This is a genomic window from Shimia sp. (genome assembly GCF_022448905.1).
Taxonomy (GTDB): domain Bacteria; phylum Pseudomonadota; class Alphaproteobacteria; order Rhodobacterales; family Rhodobacteraceae; genus Shimia.
Genome location: NZ_JAKVCW010000001.1, coordinates 182,459 through 203,661, shown reverse-complemented (window position 1 = coordinate 203,661; position 21,203 = coordinate 182,459). Strand labels below are relative to the sequence as shown.

Annotated in this window: 25 protein-coding genes; 11 read left to right on the top strand and 14 right to left on the bottom strand. The window is 59.6% G+C overall.

What is annotated here, in order from left to right:
- Positions 1–21 precede the first annotated feature (21 nt).
- A complete protein-coding gene (locus tag MK208_RS01115; RefSeq protein ID WP_294113059.1) occupies positions 22–522 on the bottom strand; it encodes a YbjN domain-containing protein in 501 nt (166 codons plus the stop codon).
- Between the two features lie 253 nt (positions 523–775).
- On the opposite strand from MK208_RS01115, the gene MK208_RS01110 reads away from it, so the two are divergent.
- Positions 776–1,609 carry a PhzF family phenazine biosynthesis protein gene (locus tag MK208_RS01110; protein ID WP_294113058.1) on the top strand — a complete coding sequence of 278 codons (834 nt, stop codon included), beginning with the start codon at positions 776–778 and terminating at the stop codon, positions 1,607–1,609.
- A 71-nt stretch (positions 1,610–1,680) separates the two neighbouring features.
- Here the strand turns inward: MK208_RS01110 and MK208_RS01105 are convergent, their stop codons facing one another.
- Complete coding sequence (locus MK208_RS01105) at positions 1,681–1,926, bottom strand: accessory factor UbiK family protein (protein WP_168591864.1); 246 nt, start codon at positions 1,924–1,926, stop codon at positions 1,681–1,683.
- Between the two features lie 185 nt (positions 1,927–2,111).
- Here MK208_RS01105 and lgt point away from each other — a divergent pair, with 185 nt between their 5' ends.
- The 6 genes from lgt (at position 2,112) to MK208_RS01075 (ending at position 6,805) form a co-directional block, all read left to right on the top strand.
- Positions 2,112–2,933, top strand: coding sequence for a prolipoprotein diacylglyceryl transferase (gene lgt, locus MK208_RS01100; protein WP_294113054.1), 822 nt, complete (start codon positions 2,112–2,114; stop codon positions 2,931–2,933).
- Positions 2,930–3,988 carry an SAM-dependent methyltransferase gene (locus MK208_RS01095; protein WP_294113052.1) on the top strand — a complete coding sequence of 353 codons (1,059 nt, stop codon included), beginning with the start codon at positions 2,930–2,932 and terminating at the stop codon, positions 3,986–3,988. The genes lgt and MK208_RS01095 overlap by 4 nt, the downstream gene beginning before the upstream one ends.
- The gene (gene pgeF, locus MK208_RS01090; protein ID WP_294113049.1) at positions 3,985–4,743 is read left to right on the top strand and encodes a peptidoglycan editing factor PgeF; all 759 of its coding nucleotides are present in this window, start codon (positions 3,985–3,987) and stop codon (positions 4,741–4,743) included. Before MK208_RS01095 ends, pgeF begins: the two co-directional genes overlap by 4 nt.
- Positions 4,744–4,896: 153 nt before the next feature.
- Positions 4,897–5,037: a hypothetical protein gene (locus MK208_RS01085; protein WP_294113047.1), complete on the top strand. Its 141-nt coding sequence runs from the start codon at positions 4,897–4,899 to the stop codon at positions 5,035–5,037.
- 210 nt (positions 5,038–5,247) lie between these two features.
- Positions 5,248–5,739 (top strand): 5-(carboxyamino)imidazole ribonucleotide mutase, encoded by a 492-nt coding sequence (purE, locus tag MK208_RS01080; RefSeq protein ID WP_294113046.1) that lies wholly within the window; start codon positions 5,248–5,250, stop codon positions 5,737–5,739.
- Positions 5,732–6,805, top strand: a complete 1,074-nt coding sequence (locus tag MK208_RS01075) for a 5-(carboxyamino)imidazole ribonucleotide synthase (protein ID WP_294113044.1) — start codon at positions 5,732–5,734, stop codon at positions 6,803–6,805. The genes purE and MK208_RS01075 overlap by 8 nt, the downstream gene beginning before the upstream one ends.
- Here the strand turns inward: MK208_RS01075 and MK208_RS01070 are convergent.
- From MK208_RS01070 to MK208_RS01060, 3 genes are all read right to left on the bottom strand, one after another.
- Positions 6,802–7,266, bottom strand: coding sequence for a GNAT family protein (locus MK208_RS01070; protein ID WP_294113042.1), 465 nt, complete (start codon positions 7,264–7,266; stop codon positions 6,802–6,804). The genes MK208_RS01075 and MK208_RS01070 overlap by 4 nt on opposite strands.
- A gap of 71 nt (positions 7,267–7,337) precedes the next feature.
- The gene (locus MK208_RS01065) at positions 7,338–8,477 is read right to left on the bottom strand and encodes an alpha-D-ribose 1-methylphosphonate 5-triphosphate diphosphatase (protein ID WP_294113041.1); all 1,140 of its coding nucleotides are present in this window, start codon (positions 8,475–8,477) and stop codon (positions 7,338–7,340) included.
- Complete coding sequence (locus MK208_RS01060) at positions 8,474–9,358, bottom strand: alpha/beta fold hydrolase (protein ID WP_294113040.1); 885 nt, start codon at positions 9,356–9,358, stop codon at positions 8,474–8,476. Before MK208_RS01060 ends, MK208_RS01065 begins: the two co-directional genes overlap by 4 nt.
- Positions 9,359–9,419: 61 nt before the next feature.
- On the opposite strand from MK208_RS01060, the gene MK208_RS01055 reads away from it, so the two are divergent.
- Complete coding sequence (locus MK208_RS01055; RefSeq protein WP_294113038.1) at positions 9,420–9,887, top strand: NUDIX hydrolase; 468 nt, start codon at positions 9,420–9,422, stop codon at positions 9,885–9,887.
- A 95-nt stretch (positions 9,888–9,982) separates the two neighbouring features.
- Here MK208_RS01055 and MK208_RS01050 read toward each other — a convergent pair whose 3' ends face one another.
- The 5 genes from MK208_RS01050 to MK208_RS01030 all read right to left on the bottom strand — a co-directional run bounded on the left by MK208_RS01050 (position 9,983) and on the right by MK208_RS01030 (position 15,589).
- Positions 9,983–10,816 (bottom strand): DMT family transporter, encoded by an 834-nt coding sequence (locus MK208_RS01050; RefSeq protein ID WP_294113036.1) that lies wholly within the window; start codon positions 10,814–10,816, stop codon positions 9,983–9,985.
- A 183-nt stretch (positions 10,817–10,999) separates the two neighbouring features.
- Positions 11,000–11,557, bottom strand: a complete 558-nt coding sequence (locus tag MK208_RS01045; RefSeq protein ID WP_294113033.1) for a chalcone isomerase family protein — start codon at positions 11,555–11,557, stop codon at positions 11,000–11,002.
- A 121-nt stretch (positions 11,558–11,678) separates the two neighbouring features.
- Positions 11,679–12,770, bottom strand: coding sequence for a ribosome small subunit-dependent GTPase A (gene rsgA / locus MK208_RS01040; protein ID WP_294113031.1), 1,092 nt, complete (start codon positions 12,768–12,770; stop codon positions 11,679–11,681).
- Positions 12,771–13,009: 239 nt separating this feature from the next.
- Positions 13,010–13,894: an alpha/beta hydrolase gene (locus MK208_RS01035; RefSeq protein ID WP_294113029.1), complete on the bottom strand. Its 885-nt coding sequence runs from the start codon at positions 13,892–13,894 to the stop codon at positions 13,010–13,012.
- A 192-nt stretch (positions 13,895–14,086) separates the two neighbouring features.
- Positions 14,087–15,589: a diguanylate cyclase gene (locus tag MK208_RS01030; protein ID WP_294113028.1), complete on the bottom strand. Its 1,503-nt coding sequence runs from the start codon at positions 15,587–15,589 to the stop codon at positions 14,087–14,089.
- Between the two features lie 346 nt (positions 15,590–15,935).
- Between MK208_RS01030 and MK208_RS01025 the strand changes: the two genes are divergently transcribed.
- Both MK208_RS01025 and groL read left to right on the top strand, forming a co-directional pair.
- Positions 15,936–16,223 carry a co-chaperone GroES gene (locus MK208_RS01025; protein WP_294113024.1) on the top strand — a complete coding sequence of 96 codons (288 nt, stop codon included), beginning with the start codon at positions 15,936–15,938 and terminating at the stop codon, positions 16,221–16,223.
- A 38-nt stretch (positions 16,224–16,261) separates the two neighbouring features.
- Entirely contained in the window at positions 16,262–17,905 is a 1,644-nt protein-coding gene (groL, locus tag MK208_RS01020) for a chaperonin GroEL (protein WP_294113022.1), read from the top strand.
- 146 nt (positions 17,906–18,051) lie between these two features.
- On the opposite strand, the gene MK208_RS01015 is transcribed toward groL, so the two are convergent.
- The gene (locus tag MK208_RS01015; RefSeq protein ID WP_294113020.1) at positions 18,052–18,309 is read right to left on the bottom strand and encodes a hypothetical protein; all 258 of its coding nucleotides are present in this window, start codon (positions 18,307–18,309) and stop codon (positions 18,052–18,054) included.
- 132 nt (positions 18,310–18,441) lie between these two features.
- Positions 18,442–19,005 carry a hypothetical protein gene (locus tag MK208_RS01010; protein ID WP_294113015.1) on the bottom strand — a complete coding sequence of 188 codons (564 nt, stop codon included), beginning with the start codon at positions 19,003–19,005 and terminating at the stop codon, positions 18,442–18,444.
- Between the two features lie 251 nt (positions 19,006–19,256).
- Between MK208_RS01010 and MK208_RS01005 the strand changes: the two genes are divergently transcribed.
- Entirely contained in the window at positions 19,257–19,568 is a 312-nt protein-coding gene (locus MK208_RS01005; RefSeq protein ID WP_294113013.1) for a tail fiber protein, read from the top strand.
- A gap of 41 nt (positions 19,569–19,609) precedes the next feature.
- Here MK208_RS01005 and MK208_RS01000 read toward each other — a convergent pair whose 3' ends face one another.
- Positions 19,610–20,359 (bottom strand): NAD(P)H-dependent oxidoreductase, encoded by a 750-nt coding sequence (locus tag MK208_RS01000; protein ID WP_294113011.1) that lies wholly within the window; start codon positions 20,357–20,359, stop codon positions 19,610–19,612.
- A gap of 173 nt (positions 20,360–20,532) precedes the next feature.
- Entirely contained in the window at positions 20,533–21,186 is a 654-nt protein-coding gene (locus tag MK208_RS00995) for a DUF2161 family putative PD-(D/E)XK-type phosphodiesterase (RefSeq protein ID WP_294113254.1), read from the bottom strand.
- Positions 21,187–21,203: the final 17 nt, after the last annotated feature.

Genomic DNA, 21,203 nt, shown 5'->3' with positions numbered 1-21,203 from the left:
TGATCCTTTTGGGGGCAAGTGTTACGCCCGGCCGTAGGCCTCTGCAATGGCAACTTGCATTGCATCTTTCACACTTCTGTCCCCCCAGACCACAAGCTGGAACGCCGGGTAAAACCGCTCCGCATTCTGCAACGCGCCACGGATCAACGTGTCGATCTGCTCCGGGCTCGCCATCTGCCCGCCGCTCAGCACCAGGCCATAGCGGAAAATCATCAGCTGCTGCTTATGCCAGTATGTAAAAGCCCCGGCCCAGCACTCGTCATTCACTGCGTTGAGCGTCTCATACAGCGCGGGCAGCTTGTCCTCTGGCGGCTCTGCTTCATAGGAACACACCAGTTTCAGCGTTTCGTCATAGGCGGACCAGGCCAGCGTTATGGAATAGGTCTTCCACTGGCCTTCCACCTCCATCGCAATTTGATCATCTGCGATGCGCTCGAAATTCCAGTGTCGCACTTCGGCGATGTGCTCGACGATGTCGATCGGATGCAAGTCTTCTTCGAGAAACTGCTCAGATAATGCCATGGCGCCACCTCGTTTTTGTATCGCGCCGAGGGAGTGGCAGCTCCCTAACGCTTGGTGCCTGCTCTAGGACCTGTGGATAACTTCACCGCCCTTACAAGATATGGTGCTGCGTCAGGTTGAGTGTGTAAAGCAAAATATCTGTGGATAACGCAATAAGTTGTGGATTAAACTGTGTTAAGCACAAGTCTTCGTCCTTTGGTCGCAGGCCCAAGGAGAGACTTGCTCTCCTCTCCCCCAATCCTATGATTTTGTCATGACCAACGTTTTTCCCTTCGCCCAAGTGGATGTGTTTTCCGAGCAAACCGGTTACGGCAACCCGCTCGCTGTGGTGGCCGATGCCGAGCGTCTGGACCAAAGCCAGATGGCGCAGCTGGCCCATTGGACCAATCTCAGCGAGACCTGTTTCCTGCTGCATCCCACCGACGACGGGGCCGACTACCGCGTGCGGATTTTCACCCCTTTGCAAGAGCTGCCATTTGCCGGCCACCCGACTTTGGGCGCCTGTCACGTCTGGCTGTCCCAAGGCGGCCAACCTCAGGGCGAAGACGTGGTGCAACAATGCGGCGCGGGGTTGATCCACATCCGCCGCAACAACGACCGGCTGTTCTTCTGCGCCCCACCTTTGCGACGCAGTGGGCCGCTGGACGCCGACATGATCAACCGCATCGCAGCCGCTCTCGGTTTACAGGACGCAGAAGTGGACGCTGGCGCTTGGGTCGACAATGGCCCTGGCTGGGCCGCGCTCCTGCTCAAAGACCGTCAGACCCTGTTGCAAGCCAAACCGGACTACGCCGCCCTGAAAGGCATGCGTATCGGCTTGGTCGCGCCAGTTGGGGAAGCCGGACACGGATTTGATTTCGAGGTCCGTGCTTTCTCGGCGGGTGGCTTTGAAGATCCGGTGACGGGCAGCCTCAACGCGGGCATTGCCCAGTGGCTACTGGCGGACGGCATCGCAACTGGTGACTACATCGCCGCGCAAGGCACGCTACTGGGCCGCAAAGGCCGCGTGCATGTGCTGCAAGATGGCGCGGACATCTGGGTCGGCGGCGCTGTGCAAGCCGGCATCACCGGCACCCTGACGCTCTAATCCCTGCGCCCCAAAACTAAAAAAGGCCAACCCAACGGTCAGCCTTTCTCACGTCATCCTATCAGCGTGATTTAACCCGCCTTGCCTTCCAGCGCCTCAATCCGCGCCTTCAGGGCTTCGTTCTCTTCGCGGGCTTTCTGCGCCATGGCGCGCACCGCATCAAACTCTTCGCGGGTGACAAAATCCCGATCCGCCAGCCAACGGTCCATCAACGACTTCATCGCGTTGTCGGCCTCGTCCTTGGCGCCCTGAGCAACACCCATGGCGTTGGTCATCAACTGAGACATGTCGTCCATGAATTTGTTCCGGGTTTGCATCGCACTCTCCGCTTATCTGATCCTGACTGCCTATATGGGCATCAACCCGCTCAGACACAAGGTTGACTTTGTCGCAACGGCAAGGCCACTTGTGGCGCAACCACACGCGGCCCAGACAGCGACGGAGCAGTCCCATTCAGTTCCCTAATATCTCCCCTGAAATCTTCTCCATCTCCCTGTTTGGCATGGAATTTGCCCTGCGCTGGTACGCGCTGGCCTACATCGTTGGTATCCTGATCGGCTGGCGCATTGTGGTGGCCACCGTGAACCGCCCTGCATTGTGGCCAAAAGACACCGCCCCCATCACCGCCCGCCAGATCGAAGACCTGCTCACCTGGGTTATTCTTGGCGTGATCGCCGGGGGCCGGTTGGGATATGTGCTGTTTTACAAACCCGCCTTCTACCTCGCCAATCCCGGCGACATCATCCGCATCTGGGATGGCGGCATGTCGTTTCACGGCGGCATGTTGGGCGTCATCGTGGCGGGCTGGCTCTATTGTCAGAAACATGACCTGATCAAATTACAAGTTGGCGATGCCATGGCACTTGGCGTCCCAATCGGCTTGTTCTTGGGCCGCATCGCCAACTTCATCAACGCCGAGCTTTGGGGCCTCCCAACTGACCTGCCGTGGGGTGTGATCTTCCCCGGCCATGCCGCACAAGACTGCGGCCAACTCGCCGCGCTTTGTGCCCGCCACCCATCACAGCTGTATGAAGCCCTGATGGAAGGCCTGATCCTCGGGGTGGTCATGCTCTACCTCGCTTACCGTCGTGGCGCATTGAAAGCCCCCGGCACCATCACCGGCACCTTCTTTGTGGGCTATGGCCTTGCGCGTTTCATTGTCGAATTCTTCCGCCAGCCGGACGCGCAGTTCATTTCTGAAGGCAACCCATTGGGCCTCGCGCTACAATTTGGCGGCTACGGTTTCACCATGGGCCAACTCTTGTCTCTGCCAATGATCGCCCTTGGCGCCTACCTGATCCTGCGCGCCAAACGCCAGCCATGAGCGATCTGACCCAACACTTGCTGGCGCGCATCGAGGCCCACGGACCGATGACCGTGGCCGACTTCATGAGCGAAGCCCTGCTGCATCCCACGCTAGGCTACTACACCACACGTGATCCGCTGGGGGCTGAGGGTGATTTCACCACCGCGCCAGAGATCAGCCAGATGTTTGGCGAGCTCATTGGTCTTGCCCTCGCGCAGGCGTGGCTCGATCAAGGCGCCCCTGCGCCCTTCACACTTGCCGAACTTGGCCCCGGGCGCGGCACGCTTATGGCCGACATCCTGCGCGCCACCCGCGCGGTGCCCGGCTTTCACGCCGCTGCACAGATCCACCTTGTCGAAGCCTCGCCCACCCTGCGCGCCAAACAACGCGAGATCATCGCCGCCGACCTCACGCACCACGACACCGTGGACACCCTGCCACAGCAGCCGCTCTTTCTTGTGGCCAACGAATTCTTCGACGCGCTACCCATCCGCCAATTCCAACGCGGCCCCACCGGTTGGCATGAGCGCCTGATCGCAATGCGCGACGGCAAGCTCTGCTTTGCCTTTGGGCCGGAATTACCGCAGCCAGCGCTCGAACACCGCCTTGCGGACACGACACAAGACATGATCGTCGAAACCTGCGTCCCGGCCTTTTCCGTCGCCAATGAAATTGGCGCCCGCATTCGTGATCATGGCGGGGCGGCGCTGCTAATCGACTACGGCGACTGGCGCTCAAAAGGCGACACCCTACAGGCCCTGCAAGGTCACGAATACGCCAACCCGCTCGCCACTCCCGGCGAAGCCGACATCACCGCGCATGTCGATTTTGAGGCTCTTGCCCAGGCCGCCCCCTGCGCCCACAGCAAGCTCACGCCGCAAGGCGTGTTTCTCGAAACCCTTGGCATCACCCCCCGCGCCCAGGCCTTGGCCTCCCGCCTCACGGGCGACGCCCTGCAATCCCACATCGCCGCCCATCGCCGCTTGACGCACCCCGAGGAAATGGGAAACCTGTTCAAAGTGCTCGCGCTCTTCCCGGAACACGGCACCCCTCCACCAGGATGCACCCTATGACGCTTGAGATACTGACCTCAGACTTGCTTGCCCCCGTGCGCCACGGGTTCTTCACCCGTCGCGGCGGCGCCTCGTCCGGCGTCTTTGCCGGATTGAACTGTGGCATCGGCAGCTCCGATCAGTCCGAGATTGTCACCATCAACCGTCAGCGTGTCGCCAGCGCCATGGATGTGGAGCTGTCCCACCTTGCCTCCGTGCACCAAGTGCACTCCGCGGATGTGGCCACAATCGCCGCACCGATCGAAGGCGAACGCCCGCGCGCCGACGCGATTGTCACCGCCACACCGGGTCTGGCCCTGTCGATTCTCACCGCTGATTGCCAGCCGGTGCTGTTTTCCGACGCCAACGCCGGTGTGATTGGCGCCGCCCACGCCGGATGGCGCGGCGCGCTTGATGGCGTGCTCGACGCCACACTGGACGCCATGGAAGCCCTCGGCGCCTCTCGCGCCAACACCCACGCCGTCATCGGCCCCTGCATCAGCCAAGAGGCCTACGAAGTTGGCCCGGAGTTCCTCGATGCCTTCCTCACCGAAGACGCAACCAACAGCCGATTCTTCAAAGAGGGCGATGGCGACCGCAAACTCTTCGACTTGCCCGCCTACGGCCTGCATCGTTTACATGCTGCAAACATTGGCAAAGCCGAATGGACTCGCCATTGCACCTATTCTGACCCGCACAGATTCTTCTCGTACCGGCGCACAACCCACGCCAAAGAGGCCGACTACGGTCGCCTGATTGCCTCTATCTGTTTGTAAATAAATAGTTTCTGCGAATACCGCAGATTTGTCTCTCTATTTTCCTCAAATCTGACCAATCCTGCCGCATCTCTGCCCCATTTCAACACGAGACTGATCTCAAGTTGGAAACAATGGTCCACAAGAGACCAAGACATGCCAAGGAGAGCAGACATGAAAACCCAGAGCCGCTTCGTTAAGTCCGTAGTTGCAGCATCCCAAAAAGACGCGCCACAAATGCCATGGGCCCGTGGCACACGCCGCGCCGCTTTCATCGCCAAGCGCAAGGGCGTGACGCTGAAGCAAGCAGCTTAAGCACCCGCCTTACCTCGTATTTCCGCAAAGCATCTTGCAATTTGGCAAGGTGCTTTTGCGTTTTTACCGCCGGCTGCATGTGCAATTTTTGAGCACCAGCGCGCGCCACACACCTCGAAACACCCACATTTTCGCAACCCCAACCCGCCGCATTGCTTAAATTCCTGAACCGTCTATAACGCGAGCCAAATTCTGATCTCAGAGGCGCATATGACGGACACACCTCAAGTCGGCATCATCATGGGCAGCCAGTCTGACTGGCCCACGATGAAAGAAGCAGCCACCATTCTGGAAGAGCTGGGCATTTCTTACGAAAAGAAGATTGTCTCCGCCCACCGCACCCCAGATCGCCTCTGGTCTTACGGCAAGGAAGCCGCTGGTCGTGGCCTACAGGTGATCATCGCAGGCGCTGGTGGCGCTGCGCACCTGCCCGGCATGATGGCCTCCAAAACCCGCGTGCCTGTTGTGGGCGTGCCGGTGCAAACCCGCGCACTGTCCGGTGTCGACAGCCTCTATTCCATCGTGCAAATGCCCAAGGGCTTCCCAGTTGCCACCATGGCCATTGGTGCCGCTGGTGCCGCCAATGCGGGCCTGATGGCCGCCGGCATTCTGGCGCTGCAAGACGCTGACCTGGCCGAACGTCTCGACGCCTGGCGCGACGCCCTCTCCGCCTCGATCCCGGATGAGCCACAAGATGACTAAGCCGCTCGTTCCCGGATCGACCATTGGCATCCTTGGCGGTGGCCAGCTTGGCCGCATGTTGTCGGTTGCGGCCTCCCGTCTGGGCTACAAAACCCACATCTTTGAGCCCGGCACCACCCCGCCTGCGGGTGAAGTGGCCAATGCCGTCACCACCGCGTCTTATGAGGACGCCGACGCCCTGCGGGCTTTTGCGGCTTCTGTGGATGTCATCACATATGAGTTTGAAAACATCCCCACCGCCGCACTGGACATTCTGGAAAGCCAGAAGCCTATTCGCCCCAACCGCGAAGCGCTGCGGGTGTCGCAAGACCGCCTGACGGAAAAAACCTTTCTGCAGGAGCTCGGCCTGAAAACCGCGCCATTTGCAGACGTCACCGACGCCGACGACATGACCAAAGCCGTTGCCGAGATCGGCGCGCCGTCGATTTTAAAAACCCGCCGCTTTGGCTATGACGGCAAGGGCCAAGCCCGCCTCAAAACCGCAGACGATGCAGACACCGCGCTGGCTGATATGGCTGGCGCGCCTGCCCTTCTGGAAGGCTTTGTCGACTTCTCCCACGAGGTCAGCGTGATTGCCGCGCGCGGTCTGGACGGTCAGGTTGCCTGTTTTGATCCCGGTGAAAACGTGCACAAAGACGGCATCCTTGCCACCACGACTGTGCCTGCCCGCTTGTCGGCCGGTCAACGCATGGACGCCGTCCTGCTCGCCGCCAACATCCTGAACAAACTGGAGTATGTCGGCGTCATGGGCGTGGAGCTTTTTGTTACCAAAGACGGCCTCATCGTGAACGAAGTCGCCCCGCGGGTGCACAACTCCGGCCACTGGACCCAAAACGGCTGCGCGGTGGATCAGTTTGAGCAACACATCCGCGCTGTCACCGGCCTGCCGCTGGGCGATGGCCAACGGCATAGCGATGTGGTCATGGAAAACCTGATTGGTGACGACATGGACCAACTGCCCGCGCTGCTGCAAGAGCGCGACACCGCCGTACATCTCTATGGCAAAGCGGAAACCAAAGCGGGCCGCAAAATGGGCCACGTCAACCGCATCAAACGCGGCGACTAACTGGTTACATCCAGCAAAAACCGGCGGAAGGTCTGCCCGCCATAGCGGACCTCCCCCTCCTCCTTTGCGCCCATCCGCGCCAAAGCTTTCACCGACCGTCGGGTTGGGGCCAACAAAAACTGCACCGTTTCAATTCGTGCATCCCCCCGCGCAAATTCAAGCGCTTGCCGCGTGATCGCCAATCCTTGCCCAAAGGCCGCAGGCACAAGAACCAGCCCAAAGTCCCAGACGTCCCCCTCTTTCTCAAAGCCGCCCCAGCCGCGAAAGACATCCCCTTGCCAAATCGCCCAATGGCCCAGCCCATCCTGCGCCCAGCGCTGCGCCTTGGCCTTCAAAAAGCCTTCCACGTCAAACACGCCATCCAAAAGCGGCAAATGCTCCGCCACCCGCGCATCCGCCATCTGCGCCACCAAAACCTCCCGCGGAACCGCCTGCAAATCCCCAAACTCAAAATATTGCACGGGTCTGCACCTTCTCATTCAAAAAAGTATCCTGGGGAGTCACCGCCCCGCGGTGACGGGGCAAAGCCCCTCTATCCCATAAACCGCGCGGCCACTTCGCCGGCCATAAAGCTCACCTGTCCGCCCACCAACGTGGCCCCAATCCGGCCACTCTCCGCGTCCACAATCACCAGATCCGCGCGTTTGCCGGCTTCCAACGTGCCGCGATCTTTCAGTCCCAACACCTCTGCAGGCTTGGCCGACACCAAGGCCCAAGCCTCGGCAAACTCACAGACACCATCCTCCACCAGCCGCAGCACCGCCTGTCGGGGCGCGGGATAGTGGTAGTCAGACGCCAAGCCATCCACCAGGCCCGCCGCAACCATCTCCGCCGCCGAGACTTTGCCGGAATGGCTGCCGCCACGCACCACATTGGGCGCCCCCATCACCACCGGATCACCTGCTTCTTTGGCCGCCTCCGCCGCCTCCATGGTCTCTGGAAACTCGCTGATCGACAGTCCACATCCGCGCCAAGTCTCCCGCGTCGCAGCACTGTCGTCATCATGACTGCCCAGCTTCACGCCTGTCTCCGCTAACCGCGCCGCCAGCCGCGCCACGACTTCCGGCACCGACTCCGTCACCGCATGCAACGCCTGCAACAGCGCCAGATGGGCCTCCGGACTGCGCCCACTTTTGAGCGCTTGCCCAGTCAAGCGCGGCGGTTTCTTTCGCTTGGCCAAGGCCGCATGCGGCAGGTGATCGTTGAACACCACATAAGGCACGTCGAACTCCGTCACCGCCGCCTCAAACGCGGTGTAGTCTTCCAACAGATGGCTCTCAAACCGCAGCTGCACCAACATCTCCGTGCGCAGCCCTTCTGTGGCCGACAATGCCTCCAAAAACCGCCGCGCAAAATCTGGCGAGCGCATCCCACCTTCCCAGCTCCAGAATTGCGCCAACACCGCTGTGGTGATCCCATTGGCCGCCAGTTCGGCATCCACCGACACCAACCCATCGCCAAGGTTTTTCATCGCGCCACGGCGCGGCGCCAAATGCCGCTCAAACCCGTCGCCATGCAAATCAACGATGCCCGGCAAAATCTGATACCCGCGCAGATCCACTTGCCGCGCGCCCTCCGCCTCCCCGATCGTGCCAGACACAATCCCAAGCGGCTCTTGTACAAACCCCTCCGGGCGCAGCACCTCTGCGCCGTGCAGCAGCAGGTCCGTCATTGGTTCTCCGCTCCGCTTTGACCCGAAGCGCTCGGCCCGACAATTTCACTCCAGATCCGGTCCCAAAGATCGTCTTCTTTCTCGGCTTCCGGATCGCCATCCACATCCACAATCCGCTGCAATTCCCGCAGGGTGGCATCCGCATCGCCCCACTCCAGATCATGGTCAAAGGCACCGTTTTCCAAAAACTCGCGCACCTGCACAATCACCATCGGATTGTTCATCATAAACGTATGGGTCACCGGCAGCACAATGTGGTCCGCCATGCCCTCCACCTCGGTGCTCTCCACCGAAACCTTGCCGTCATCCGGCCCGGCAATCAGGCTGCTGTAATAGGGGTTGAGCGACTTGTCACCGGCAATCACACCCAGCTCAAAATCCACCGGCGGCAGGTTGGCGGGCAGCCCATCCGTGCCAAGCTGCATCCCCGCCGGGCCATTGAGCCAGACAAACGGTTCTAGATAGCTGAACTCATCCACCAGTTCAGAGCCCTTGTTGGGCGGCCCCAACATCACCACGCGGCCAAGCTCCGGCGGACGGTGGTTTTCAAACCACACGCGGGTCAGAATACCGCCCATCGAGTGGGTGACAAAATGCACTTTCTTCCAACCACATTGCGCCACCGCCTTGGGCAAGGTCATATCCGCCAGCGCTTCGATTTCTTTCTCGGTGGAGGGATAGCCCAGCCGCACCACTTTGTAGCCATAGCGCTCCAGCGCCAGCTCCATCAGAACAAAGGAGCTCTCAGAACGGGCCAATCCGTGCAGCAGGATCACACATTCCTGCGGCGCGGCCTCTGCCTCCGCCGTTTTCTGCTCTGCCAAACTCTGCGTGCCCAGCCCCAAAGCCAGCACCGCCGCCATTTTCAAAAATCGAACCATAGACTTGAGATAGGCCCTAAGCGGGGCCTACAAAAGCAAAAACCTTACGGAAAGCGCCCCAATGGCAACCCTTCGCCCACCAAAGTCGCACCCATTGCGCCTCGCCGCCCGCGCCGTGATCCTGCACGAGGACCGCCTCTTGCTGGTCAACGCCTACCCCGATCACAAAGGCGCACTCTGGTGTGCGCCCGGCGGCGGTGTCGAAAAACACAGCAGCCTGGCCGACAATCTGATCCGCGAAGTGCATGAGGAATGTGGTCTCTCGGTCTCCGTTGGCGCGCCCTGCCTGATCAACGAGTTCCACGATGCGGAGAGCGATTTTCATCAAGTAGACTTGTTCTTCCGCTGCACCATTACAGGTGGTTCACTCGACGAAAGCTGGCAGGACCCGGAAAACATCGTCTCCAAACGCCGCTTCTTTTCTCGCGCAGAAATGGACCAGATCTCCTACCGCCCGCTCAGCCTCCCGGATGTGGCTTGGGGTGATGGCGTGCACTACGACGCGCTGGAACCGTTGTTGAAGTTCTGAAACGTAGGCCAGTGCCTGCCTGGGTGGGCGCGAATGCGCCTGCCAAGGGGGCAGGCAGGCGCAGGCCGAGCCGCTGCGCGCCCCGGCAGAATGCCTCATGCCTTACGCATCGACACCAGCACACCGCCAATCACCAGCACCGCCGCGCCCACAAAGCGCAATGTCAGTGGCTCGTTCAAAAACGCCATACCGCCGGCCATAGCGATCACCGGCACCGACAATTGCGCCACCGCCGCGCGACTTGCGCCCAAGCCTGGCAAAATCGCATACCAGAGCGCATAGCCCAGCCCCGAGGTCACCACGCCAGCCACCACGGCCAGCACCACGCCCGCCGCAGGCATTTCCATATCCATGCCCAGAACAGCGCCCAGCGCCAAAGCCACCGGGGCCGCCAAAATGAAATTCATCGCCGTGGCCTGCGTCGCGTCCACCTCTTTGCGCCCTTGCAGCGAATAGATGCCCCAGCCAAGCCCCGCGCCCGCCATCATCGCCACATGCGCCGCCGAAATCGCGGGGCCACCGGTCGGCGCCAAAAGCCAGACCAACCCGCCCAGCGCCAAACCTGCGCCCAACCAGCGTGTCATTGGCACCGCTTCACGCGTCACCACCGCGCCGCCAAACATGGTGATCTGCACCACGCCAAACAGCACCAAAGCGCCCAAACCGGCATCCAGACCGCGATACGCCAGAGAAAAGCCAAAGATATAGGCCAGCAACCCCGCCACAGCGACACCGCGCCCCACGCCGCCCAGCGCAAAGCCACGCTTTTGCCCAGCCACCAGCACCGCCAAGGCCAGCGCCCCGCTGACAAGACGCACCACGCCAAAATCCACCGCCTCCATGCCGGCGCCACTCACAGCAGCGCGGTTGAGCACAGAGTTCGCGGCAAAAGCCGTCATCGTCACAGCGGTCAGAAGAAACAATTTCATGAGGCCCTAGGTGACACGTGTGACCCGGCGGAGCAAGCAAGCCGGGTCACACGCTTGCCCCGCCACAGAAGGACCAAACTCTAAGGCGGGGACGGAAGGCCAATCAGGGAAACAGCACCCATTTTCCGGGCACCATGGAAAGCGAACCACAGTGCGGGGGTTTGGGGGAGCCGGAAAGCTGCGCTATTTTTGACTGGCCAAAACTTGTTGCGCAAAGCCGCGATCCCGCGCCTTGTCGCTTAACCAGATCGCCATGTAGCGATCCCGAATACCATTGTGCCGCAACGTGCAGGTGCTCTTACCATTGACCCAGAACTTCAACGCATTGCCGCCATTGGGCGAGGCCACAATCCGGTCACCCGGCTGAATATCACGGTAGCAAGAGGTCAATTTCTGCTGGATTTGCCCATGGTCGGATTTCTTGCCTTCAATCCGCGCCATTTCATCCATGCTGGCTTTGAGCAGGATCTTACGCTTGATCTTGCGGGCGTACTCAATCTCCAACGCATAAGACCCGTTGCGGTCAAACCCCTGTCCTTGCGGTGCAAACATCTGCGCGTCATAGACCTTGAAGCCCAGCCACCGGAACTGTCCCGTGCCAAGTTCCTGTGGCTGCCCCAGAAGGCTGCGCACCTCCGGCGCTGGGGTCGCGGAATTGGCGGAGGCGTCTGCCGCCCAGCCCAGCATCACCGCGCCGCTCAAAAGCGCCATCAATACACGTTCCCGAAGTGGCAATCGCATGTGCATCCGCCTTGCGCCTCCCGTCGCTTGTCAGGCTGGTTTGCAAAGGGTTACGCAGCAAAACGGCGCGCAGATCACTCCGCACGCCGTTCCTGAACGTTCACAAGCCTGTGATGGGCGCCTAGCGCCGCCCCTTGCGCCCTTTGTGCGCCTTGGTCACGGTTTTGATCATCTTGCCGAAGTTCTTGTCATAGGCCCGCTTTTCCGCCAGCGAAGCGGTGTTGTGCCGCTCTTCCGCTTCCAGCTTGCGCCAGCGCTCCAACCGCTCCGGATCAAGCGTGCCAGCGTCAATTGCCGCCCGCACCGCACAGCCCGGCTCACTTTCATGGGCACAGTCACGGAACTTGCACTGCGTCGCTAACTCGACCACATCGGCAAACAGATCCGCCAAGCCGTCACCCGCGTCGGCAAGTTGCAACTCCCGCATACCTGGCGTGTCCAGAATGGCCAGTCCCGTGTCCGTGAAATGCAACTGCCGGCTGGTCGTGGTGTGCCGCCCCCGGCTGTCATCCTCGCGGATCGCGCCGGTTTCGGCTTGCTCCGTGCCAAACAGTGCATTCACCAGCGTGGATTTGCCCACACCAGAGGTGCCGAGAAAGGCAATCGTCTGCCCCGGCTTGCTCCAGTCCGCCAGCTTCGCCGCCGGTTCCTCGCTTTTGGCATTCAAAAGCACCACCGGCACGCGGTCGGAAATCGCCTGCGCCTGCTCGACAAACGGCGCGGTGTCCTCACACAGATCCGCTTTGGTCAACACAATCACCGGCGTCACATCGGCCTCAAAGGCCAGCGCCAGAAACCGCTCGAGCCGCGCCACGTTGAAGTCGTTGTTGCAACTGGTGACCACAAAGGCCGTGTCCACATTGGCGGCAATCATCTGAATGCTGCGGTCATGCCCGGCGGCGCGGCGCTTAAACAGGCTTTTGCGGTCCAGCACTTCGCTGTGGCTTGGTAGCTCGGTATTATAAAGCAGCCAATCGCCCACCGTGGCTTCCGGCCCCGGCGGCACCAAGGCATCAATGCCATCGCCGCGCACCCGCAAGCCATTGCGATGCACTTCCACCACCCGCACCGGCGGTGTGGCTTCCAGAATGTCCAGATCGGTTTGCTGGGCAAAAAACGATTGCCAGCCCAGAATATCCAACGGTGACCGCTTTGGCGGGTCCGCTTTGGCCGCACCGCTGGTTGGTAAAAATTGGGAATAGTCCCGTGTCATTGTTGAGAGTCTCTCATGGAGCGGTCGCGCCACATCTGGCCACACCGCAAGGTATCAGAAAATGGGAAAGGCACAAACGCACAGCCCTGCGCCAAGGCGCCGGTCTCACTGTCTCTGTTGTGCACCGGGTGGGCATCGTGCCACCCGCCATGATCAGGCATCCAGTTTCTGGCCCATAAAACCTCCATCAAAGCTGGGATGGATATAGTCCGCCCTCAGCTGCGCAACAACCCGCCCGCTTAGGACGCCCGGCGGGTGATGAAATCCTGCATCATCTCAATCAGCATCGGCGCTTGCTTTGGCGTGATCACATGCCCCATGCCCTCGATCAGATGGTGGTCACAGTTCGGGATTAATCCCGCAATCTCCGCCCCTGCTTCCGGCGGGATCAACGTATCTTCTTCGCCGTGAATGACCTGACACGGCAGCGCCACCTGTGTCAGGTCTTGCCGCCGATCCGTGGATGCTATGACGGCCAGCACCTGCCGGTTGATGCCTTCGGGATCAAAGGCCCGATCATAAGCCTGCGCCGCCTGCGCCGCGACCTCTTGTTGGGTCATCGGAAAGGCCGGGCTGCCCCAATTGATATACTCGGCAATGCAACTCTTGATATAGGTCTCCCGATCCACATGCCGCGCCAACAAGGTCGCCAGCCATTCTGCGTTCCCGCCCCGCTCCGCAAACGGCCGCGCGGTGGCCATCACGATGGTTCCACTCAACAGGCGCTCCGCATGATCCATACACAGAAGCTGCGTAATCGCGCCGCCCATGGACATGCCAAACACATGCGCCTTCTCAAGGCCCAGCGCATCCATCACACCCACCACGTCCTTCGCCATATCGTTTAGCCGGTAGGCCGCAGGCGTCGGTGCCCCGGCTAAAGCCGCCGCCGTGATCTCATCCGCATCGCTGGCCACGCCGGCTTTCGCACAGCGCTGCGACAAGCCGACATCGCGGTTGTCAAACAGCACCACCCGAAAGCCCGCCCTTGCAAGCCCTTCGAAAAACTCCACAGGCCAATGGATCAGTTGCGACCCCAGCCCGCGAATGAGCACCAACGGCACGCCATCCTCAGACCCATAGGTCTGCACCTCAATCTGAATGCCATTAGCGGTGATCTGCATGTCGCGCCCCTTATCACAATGCACGCAAACACTACTTGACCCGCACGCAATGTAAATCACCGGCGGCGCCCCGTGACCGGTGAACAAGGCATTCGACACGGCGCGCTGGTCAAACCAGCGCCCTTTCATGCGTTCCGGGCAAGTCTGATAGCACAATCCGGCTGTCCTATGGATGTGCACGCACCTCTGGCTCTACTTGGATTTACTTGCCCGTTTGCTGGCCGCCCCTTCCTTCGCCTTTTCAAGACTATCTGCAATGGATTCGGGGAGAACAATCTGATTTCGGCCCTGTTCCTTGGCCAAATACAAACATTCATCCGCAGCCCGCAGTAGGGTGATCACTTCGCTGCCCGCATCCGGGAACGTGGCAATGCCCCCCGAAATCGTGATGCGCGGCAATATTTCACGACCATATGGCACGCGATGTTCAGAGATCGCGGCACGGAACTCTTCCGCTAGGTCGGCGGCTGCGTCTGTTGAGTGCCCGGGACAAAGAACGACAAACTCTTCCCCGCCAATGCGACACGGATAGCAATCGTCCGGAAAAGTGCGCTTCATGACTTCGCCCACTTCCCGGAGCACAATGTCTCCCGCATCATGCCCATGATGATCGTTGAACTTTTTGAAATGGTCGACATCCAATGAAATAATGGAGACCGATGCATTGTCACGACGTGCGCGATTGAACTCACGCAGAGCCGCTTCAAGAAACCATCGACGGTTCCAAAGCGAGGTGAGCGGATCTCGCGTGGATTGATCTTGCAGTTCCTGGCGCAACTGCACATTGGCAACAGACAAACTGATCTGTTCAGCGCAGACCAGCGCCAAATCACGTCTGCCAGTTAGAAACCCCTCCAGTTCAATCTTGTCGACATCGGCAATACGCATGTTTCGAAAGCACAAATGCAACAGACCGATGGTTTCGCCATGCGCCATAATCGGCAAACAAAAGCTCGGATGTTCATCGTTTTGGTTGTGATCACAGGCAAACTGAATGTCCGCGGAGCCGTAGACATAGGGCCTGCCACGGCGCAAGCCCCAGCAGCTGTCTGGCGCGATGTGTAGGTGTTCTGGTTTTGCGTGTCCCCAATGTGCGATCAAATCCAAGGTGTCGCGCGAATTGGAGTATACGTACAACTCACCATCTGCCTCAGGGAAAATCTGACGCATAGAGGCTTCCACAACCCGCAGCAGCTCGGGCAGCGACTTCGCTGAGTAAAGCCACTCACTGGTCTGTGCGACCAGTTTGCGTTCAACCTCACGCTGCACCTCCGCGTTGATGACCGCGGCGCTACTGATCTCAAGCTCTTTGCGTTCCGTGATATCTCGTTCGGTCTCAACAAAATGTGTGTGCCGCCCATCCGCGTCAAAGACAGGGTTTATGCGCAACTCAAACCAAAAGGGACGACCGTCTTTGGTGTACTGAAGAATCTCAGTGCGAAACTGTTGGCGATCCTTCCGGGCCTGCTGAATCTCCTGCATGGTCGCCCGACAGGTCTCTGTCCCTTTCAACAACTGGCAGGGCAACTCGCCCTTTGCATCTTTCAGCGTGTACCCGGTTGTGCGGGTGAAGGCCTCATTGACCCATTCTGTGCACCCACTTGGGTCCGTTATCACAATGCTGTCGGCACAGTATTCGCTCGCCAGTCGCGCATATACGTTATCCCCGACACCTTTTTCGAAGCCGTCTTTCATCCACTCACCTCAAAGCCTTGGCGTACCCCTACGCCGGTTACGCACTCAAAACCCCAGCCCTGTTTCGGTGCGCACAGACCACAAACTGCGACAAAGGCGTTAACATTTGGTGTTGCCAATGCGGCACGACGACATGTCGTGTTTTCCGCGCACAGTCTTTCGAACCGTCCCATATTGCGCGCCACCACTTAGAAGAGGCCACTTCTTCACAAAAAATCTCGCGCAACGCCGTTGACTCCCCTTCGCACTCTCCCTAACTCTTTCGCCGTTAGCACTCGCCGACAGGGAGTGATAACGGCTCCGCTGAGGGAGTCAGGGAGACAACTCTAGTTAGGGAAACCTAGTCATGGCTTTTACACCTTTGCATGACCGCGTGCTCGTACGCCGCGTTGAAAGCGACGAGAAGACTGCTGGCGGTCTGATCATTCCAGACAGCGCCAAAGAAAAACCAGCCGAAGGCGAAGTAGTATCCGTAGGCGCAGGCCTGCGTGACGACGCTGGCAAGCGCGTCGAGCTCGACGTCAAAGCAGGCGACAAAGTCCTGTTCGGCAAATGGTCCGGCACCGAGATCACCGTGGACGGTGAAGAGCTGCTGATCATGAAAGAATCCGACATCATGGGCATTCTTGCCTAATCGTCTGACCGACATTTACGAATTTAGGAGCCAATAAGATGGCAAAAGACGTCAAATTTGACACCGATGCCCGCAACGCAATGCTGCGCGGCGTAAACGTTCTCGCAGACGCGGTGAAAGTGACCCTGGGCCCAAAAGGCCGTAACGTTGTTCTGGAGAAATCCTTCGGCGCACCACGCATCACCAAAGACGGTGTGTCCGTGGCCAAAGAGATCGAGCTGGAAGACAAGTTCGAGAACATGGGCGCACAGATGGTGAAGGAAGTTGCTTCCCGCACCAACGACGAAGCCGGCGACGGCACCACCACCGCGACCGTTCTGGCGCAGGCGATTGTTAAAGAAGGCCTGAAGCAGGTTGCAGCTGGCCTGAACCCAATGGACCTGAAGCGCGGCATCGACCTGGCAACTGCCAAAGTTGTTGAAGGCATCGTAGCCTCGTCCCGCGAAGTAAAAGACTCCGACGAAGTTGCACAGGTTGGCACCATCTCCGCCAACGGCGAAGCCGACATCGGCCAGCAGATCGCAGACGCGATGCAGAAGGTTGGCAACGAGGGCGTGATCACCGTTGAGGAAAACAAAGGTCTGGAAACCGAGACCGATGTTGTTGAGGGCATGCAGTTCGACCGCGGCTACCTCTCCCCTTACTTCGTGACCAACGCAGACAAAATGATCGCTGATCTGGACGACTGCATGGTGCTGCTGCACGAGAAGAAACTGTCTTCCCTGCAGTCCATGGTTCCACTGCTCGAGCAGGTGATCCAGTCCCAGAAGCCTCTGCTGATCATCGCTGAAGATGTTGAAGGCGAAGCGCTGGCAACTCTGGTTGTGAACAAACTGCGCGGCGGCCTGAAAATTGCTGCTGTTAAGGCACCTGGCTTCGGCGATCGCCGCAAAGCCATGCTGCAGGACATCGCGATCCTGACCGGTGGTCAGGTTATCTCTGAAGATCTGGGCATGAAGCTCGAGAACGTCACCATGGACATGCTCGGCACCGCCAAGAAAATCGAGATCACCAAAGACGAAACCACCATCGTTGACGGTGCAGGCGAGAAAGCCGAAATCGAAGCACGTGTGGCTCAGATCCGCACTCAGATCGAAGAAACCTCTTCCGACTACGACCGTGAGAAGCTGCAAGAGCGCGTTGCCAAACTGGCAGGCGGTGTTGCTGTGATCCGCGTTGGCGGCATGACCGAAGTGGAAGTGAAAGAGCGCAAAGACCGCGTTGATGACGCCCTGAACGCGACCCGCGCGGCCGTACAGGAAGGCGTGATCGTCGGTGGTGGTGTTGCTCTGGTTCAGGCTGGTAAAGCTCTGGAAGGTCTGGAAGGCGCAAACGCTGACCAGAACGCCGGTATCACCATCGTGAAGAAAGCCATCGAAGCGCCTCTGCGTCAGATCGCTGAGAACGCCGGTGTCGACGGTGCAGTTGTTGCGGGCAAGATCCGTGAATCTGCTGACACTTCCTTCGGCTTCAACGCTCAAACCGAAGAATATGGCGACATGTTCTCCTTCGGTGTGATCGACCCAGCCAAAGTAACCCGCACCGCTCTGGAAGACGCAGCCTCTGTTGCAGGCCTGCTGATCACCACCGAAGCGATGGTTGCTGACAAGCCAGCCAAAGACGGCGGTGCGCCTGCAATGCCTGACATGGGCGGCATGGGCGGCATGGGCGGCATGATGTAATCACAACTCCCGTCAGGGATTGTGATGCGACAGTGCCTTGGCCTCCGTGCCAAGGTCACGAAAGCCTCCGCCAGACAAGTTTAAAGGGTCGCCTCCGGGCGGCTCTTTTCTTTACAAACAACAGCACGCCTATCGACCGCGCGGCCTCAGCTCCTGAGCTTGTCCGCCAACTGTTTTAGAACCGCCGCGCCCTCGTGGCATTGGGAAATCAGGCAAGGATCATCCCATTCGTTGTAGAACAGGAACTTCAGCCCACCGAAGGTCACGTCATCGTGCATGATGTGCGGCATTGAAATCAGGTCGCCAAAAGAGTTCTGAATTTCTGCCTGCAATCGCGGAATATCGCTTTCTGCAAATTCCAACGAGAGATTGCCTGTGTCGAGTGTGAGGATGCTGAACGCCATGCCGGAAGACTAAGCCCACATCGAAAACGGCTGTCCACAACAATCCGCAATTACACCGCCCGGCTCCGCCGGGCAGCCCCCGACCGCCCCCATGGGCGGGGGCTTTACCCCCACCCGCGGCCTGGCGCTGCCCTACTTTCTAACCAGCCCCGTCAAGCTGCTCCATCCACGCAACCTCATATATCCGTTTGCACCACCCTGTGGTGCACTTGGCCGGTAGCCCGGCGGATCTCGGTGCTCATCCAAGGCGGCATCCCTATGCGGCCACCAGTCGTTGCGCCCGGAGGCGCAGCGGCGCAACTCGTTGTACGGATCATGCGGCAGAACAAACTCCCGGGATGCCATCCGGTAAGTCCGCCCCAAATCATCTGTCACGCGCACCACACACAAAAGCTCTCGCACCGACACAGAGGTGACCGCAACACCGCCTCGCGCGCACCAATCCGCCGGCGTTTTGCGCGCCACCAACTGACTCTTAAACACAAGCTGATAGGCCCGTTGCGCTCGTGCAAAACGCGACGTATCGCTGATGTCAAAGGGTGCACAAAAATCAAACCACAAGCTGCGGGACGCCGACTTACGTACTGAATATTGGTATTGACCCAAGGCCCAATACCCATCCAAATCTTTATTTCTGCTTACAAAAAAGCCAAGGAAGCTATTGCATACCCCTTGGAACTCGCGCCGACGTGCCATGTCTTAGTCCTTTCGCCACATACGGCAAAGACCTGACTTTGCCCCGGCGAAGGATTTCGCAGGAGACCTGCCTATTTTGTTGAGAGGCGCCTGTCAACAAATTCGGCTTGGCTCAATACTGGCCATTGACCTTTAGTAAACGCTCCACCGTCTCCCCCCCCGGGGTACCCCTACTTTCACACCAAACAATTTCCACAACTCCGTTCCCTCACGCTAAGCTCTGCACATTCAAACCAGTTCAAAGGCCCATCATGTTCAAACACCTCGCTCTCGCCGCCACAATCGCTGCAACACTCGGGTCCGCCGGTCCCGCTTCCGCAGGCACCGAAGACTTCATCGGCGAAATCATGATGTTTGGCGGCACCTTCTGCCCACGCGGCTTTGTGAAAGCCAATGGAGACCTCTACCCCATTGTCGAGAACCAGGCGCTGTTCAGCCTGTACGGCACCATCCACGGCGGCGACGGCCGCACCACTTTCGGCATGCCTGATCTGATGAAGTATGCGCCTGAAGGCATTCTCTACTGCGTTGCAGAAGTCGGCATCTTCCCTTCCCGCAACTAACCTAGCGCAGTGAGGTGGCCCGGGGGGCATCTCACTGCCGCTCAAATAAACGCCGAAAAACGCTCTGCCCCGGCTTTCAACCGCCCGGTCTCATCAAAATCACTATCCGCGTTAAACCGCATCAGCGCCCGCTCGTCCAAGCCTGCCACAAGTCCCGCCTGCCCATCCAGCACGCCCGCCAGCCGCGCCTGCAATGCCGCTTCCTCAGCACCCTCAAAATACCCGTGCACACCATGCACGACCTCAGGCTCATAAACGTCAAACCCCAGATACCGCAGCGTATAGGCCGACGGCCACAACAGCAGGCGCACATCCCCCTCTTTGCCCCCCGGTCCACACTCAGCCGCGCTTGCTCCGGTGGTCACACAAAACAGCGCCCGCTTGCCGCGACAGCGCCCCCTGTCAAACCGCTCCTCCACCGTGTGCAAATCACCATGCACCAGCGCGCGGTCAAACCAGCCTTTCAAAACGGCGGGCGGCGCAAACCACCACAGCGGGAAGTGAAAGATGATCTGATCGGCCTGCCGGATCTTTTCCGCCTCTGCCACCATATCCACCGGCACCCTGCCCGCGGCCACCGCCGCCTCATGCGCTTTGAGCGGATCAAACGACCCGGCCTCAGGCTGCCCAAAATGGCGCGGCCCTTCGACGGCCTCAAACTGATGCGCGGAAAGATCACTCCACAGCACCTCATGCCCCGCCGCTGCGCAAGCGGCTGCCGAGGCCTCCGCCCAGGCACCGGTAAAAGACAGTCGGCTGGGGTGGGCCAAAACGATGAGTGTGGTGGTCATGGGCTGTCCTTCAAAGTGGTCCCAATCCGCCTACACCCGTTGCGCCAATATGCGCAACACCGCGCGGTGCATGAACACTCAAAGCCGCCTCTCTACGCCCAAAAACGCACCTCCGCAAAACAGTCGTGATACCGACAAAATACCGACGTGGTTTTTGTCCCGAAACGACTCGGTTAATCCCCACCCTGCGCCAAGGCCGTCACCCCGGCCTCGTTCAGCATGTAGACGCCTTTGTCGACCTTCTCAAACCAGCCATAGTGGTTGTCGCGCATCATCGTCGTGGCCTTTTCCACGCCGGTTCCCTGCGCCACGTCGCGCCCTCTGGACGCGCCATTTTCATTGAGAAATACCGCACATTTCTCGGCGTCCTGCCGGTACACCGTGACCTTCTCCCCGCGCATCCCGCCAGTGTTCGGATCGCCTTCAAGACGGGAAAAAGCTTTCAAAAGCCGCGCCTTACGCACCTTCGACTTGCGCGGCTGAAATGGCACCGGGTCGCAATGCACCTCCACCGCGCCATCTTTGGGTCGCACTGACAGCACCCCAAGCCTCAGCCGTTTGCACAGGCCGATATTGCCGGAAAACGCCTTCCACCCCGCGCGCCCTTTCCAACGCGGCACAGCCACATAAACCGCGTCCGTCACCGCCTGACGCGCCACCGCCTGTTGCAGCAACACGAGGGAGAAAGAGGTCTTTAACTCAATGATGACAGGCTCTTCGCCGGCTTTCACCGCCACCACATCCGCCGCGCCAACTTCGGCTTTCACCTCAAAGCCCCGCGCCTCAAGCCACGCCTTCACCGGCGCATAAAGATCGGTTTCTGCCATCTTGCCCATGCCCTTTG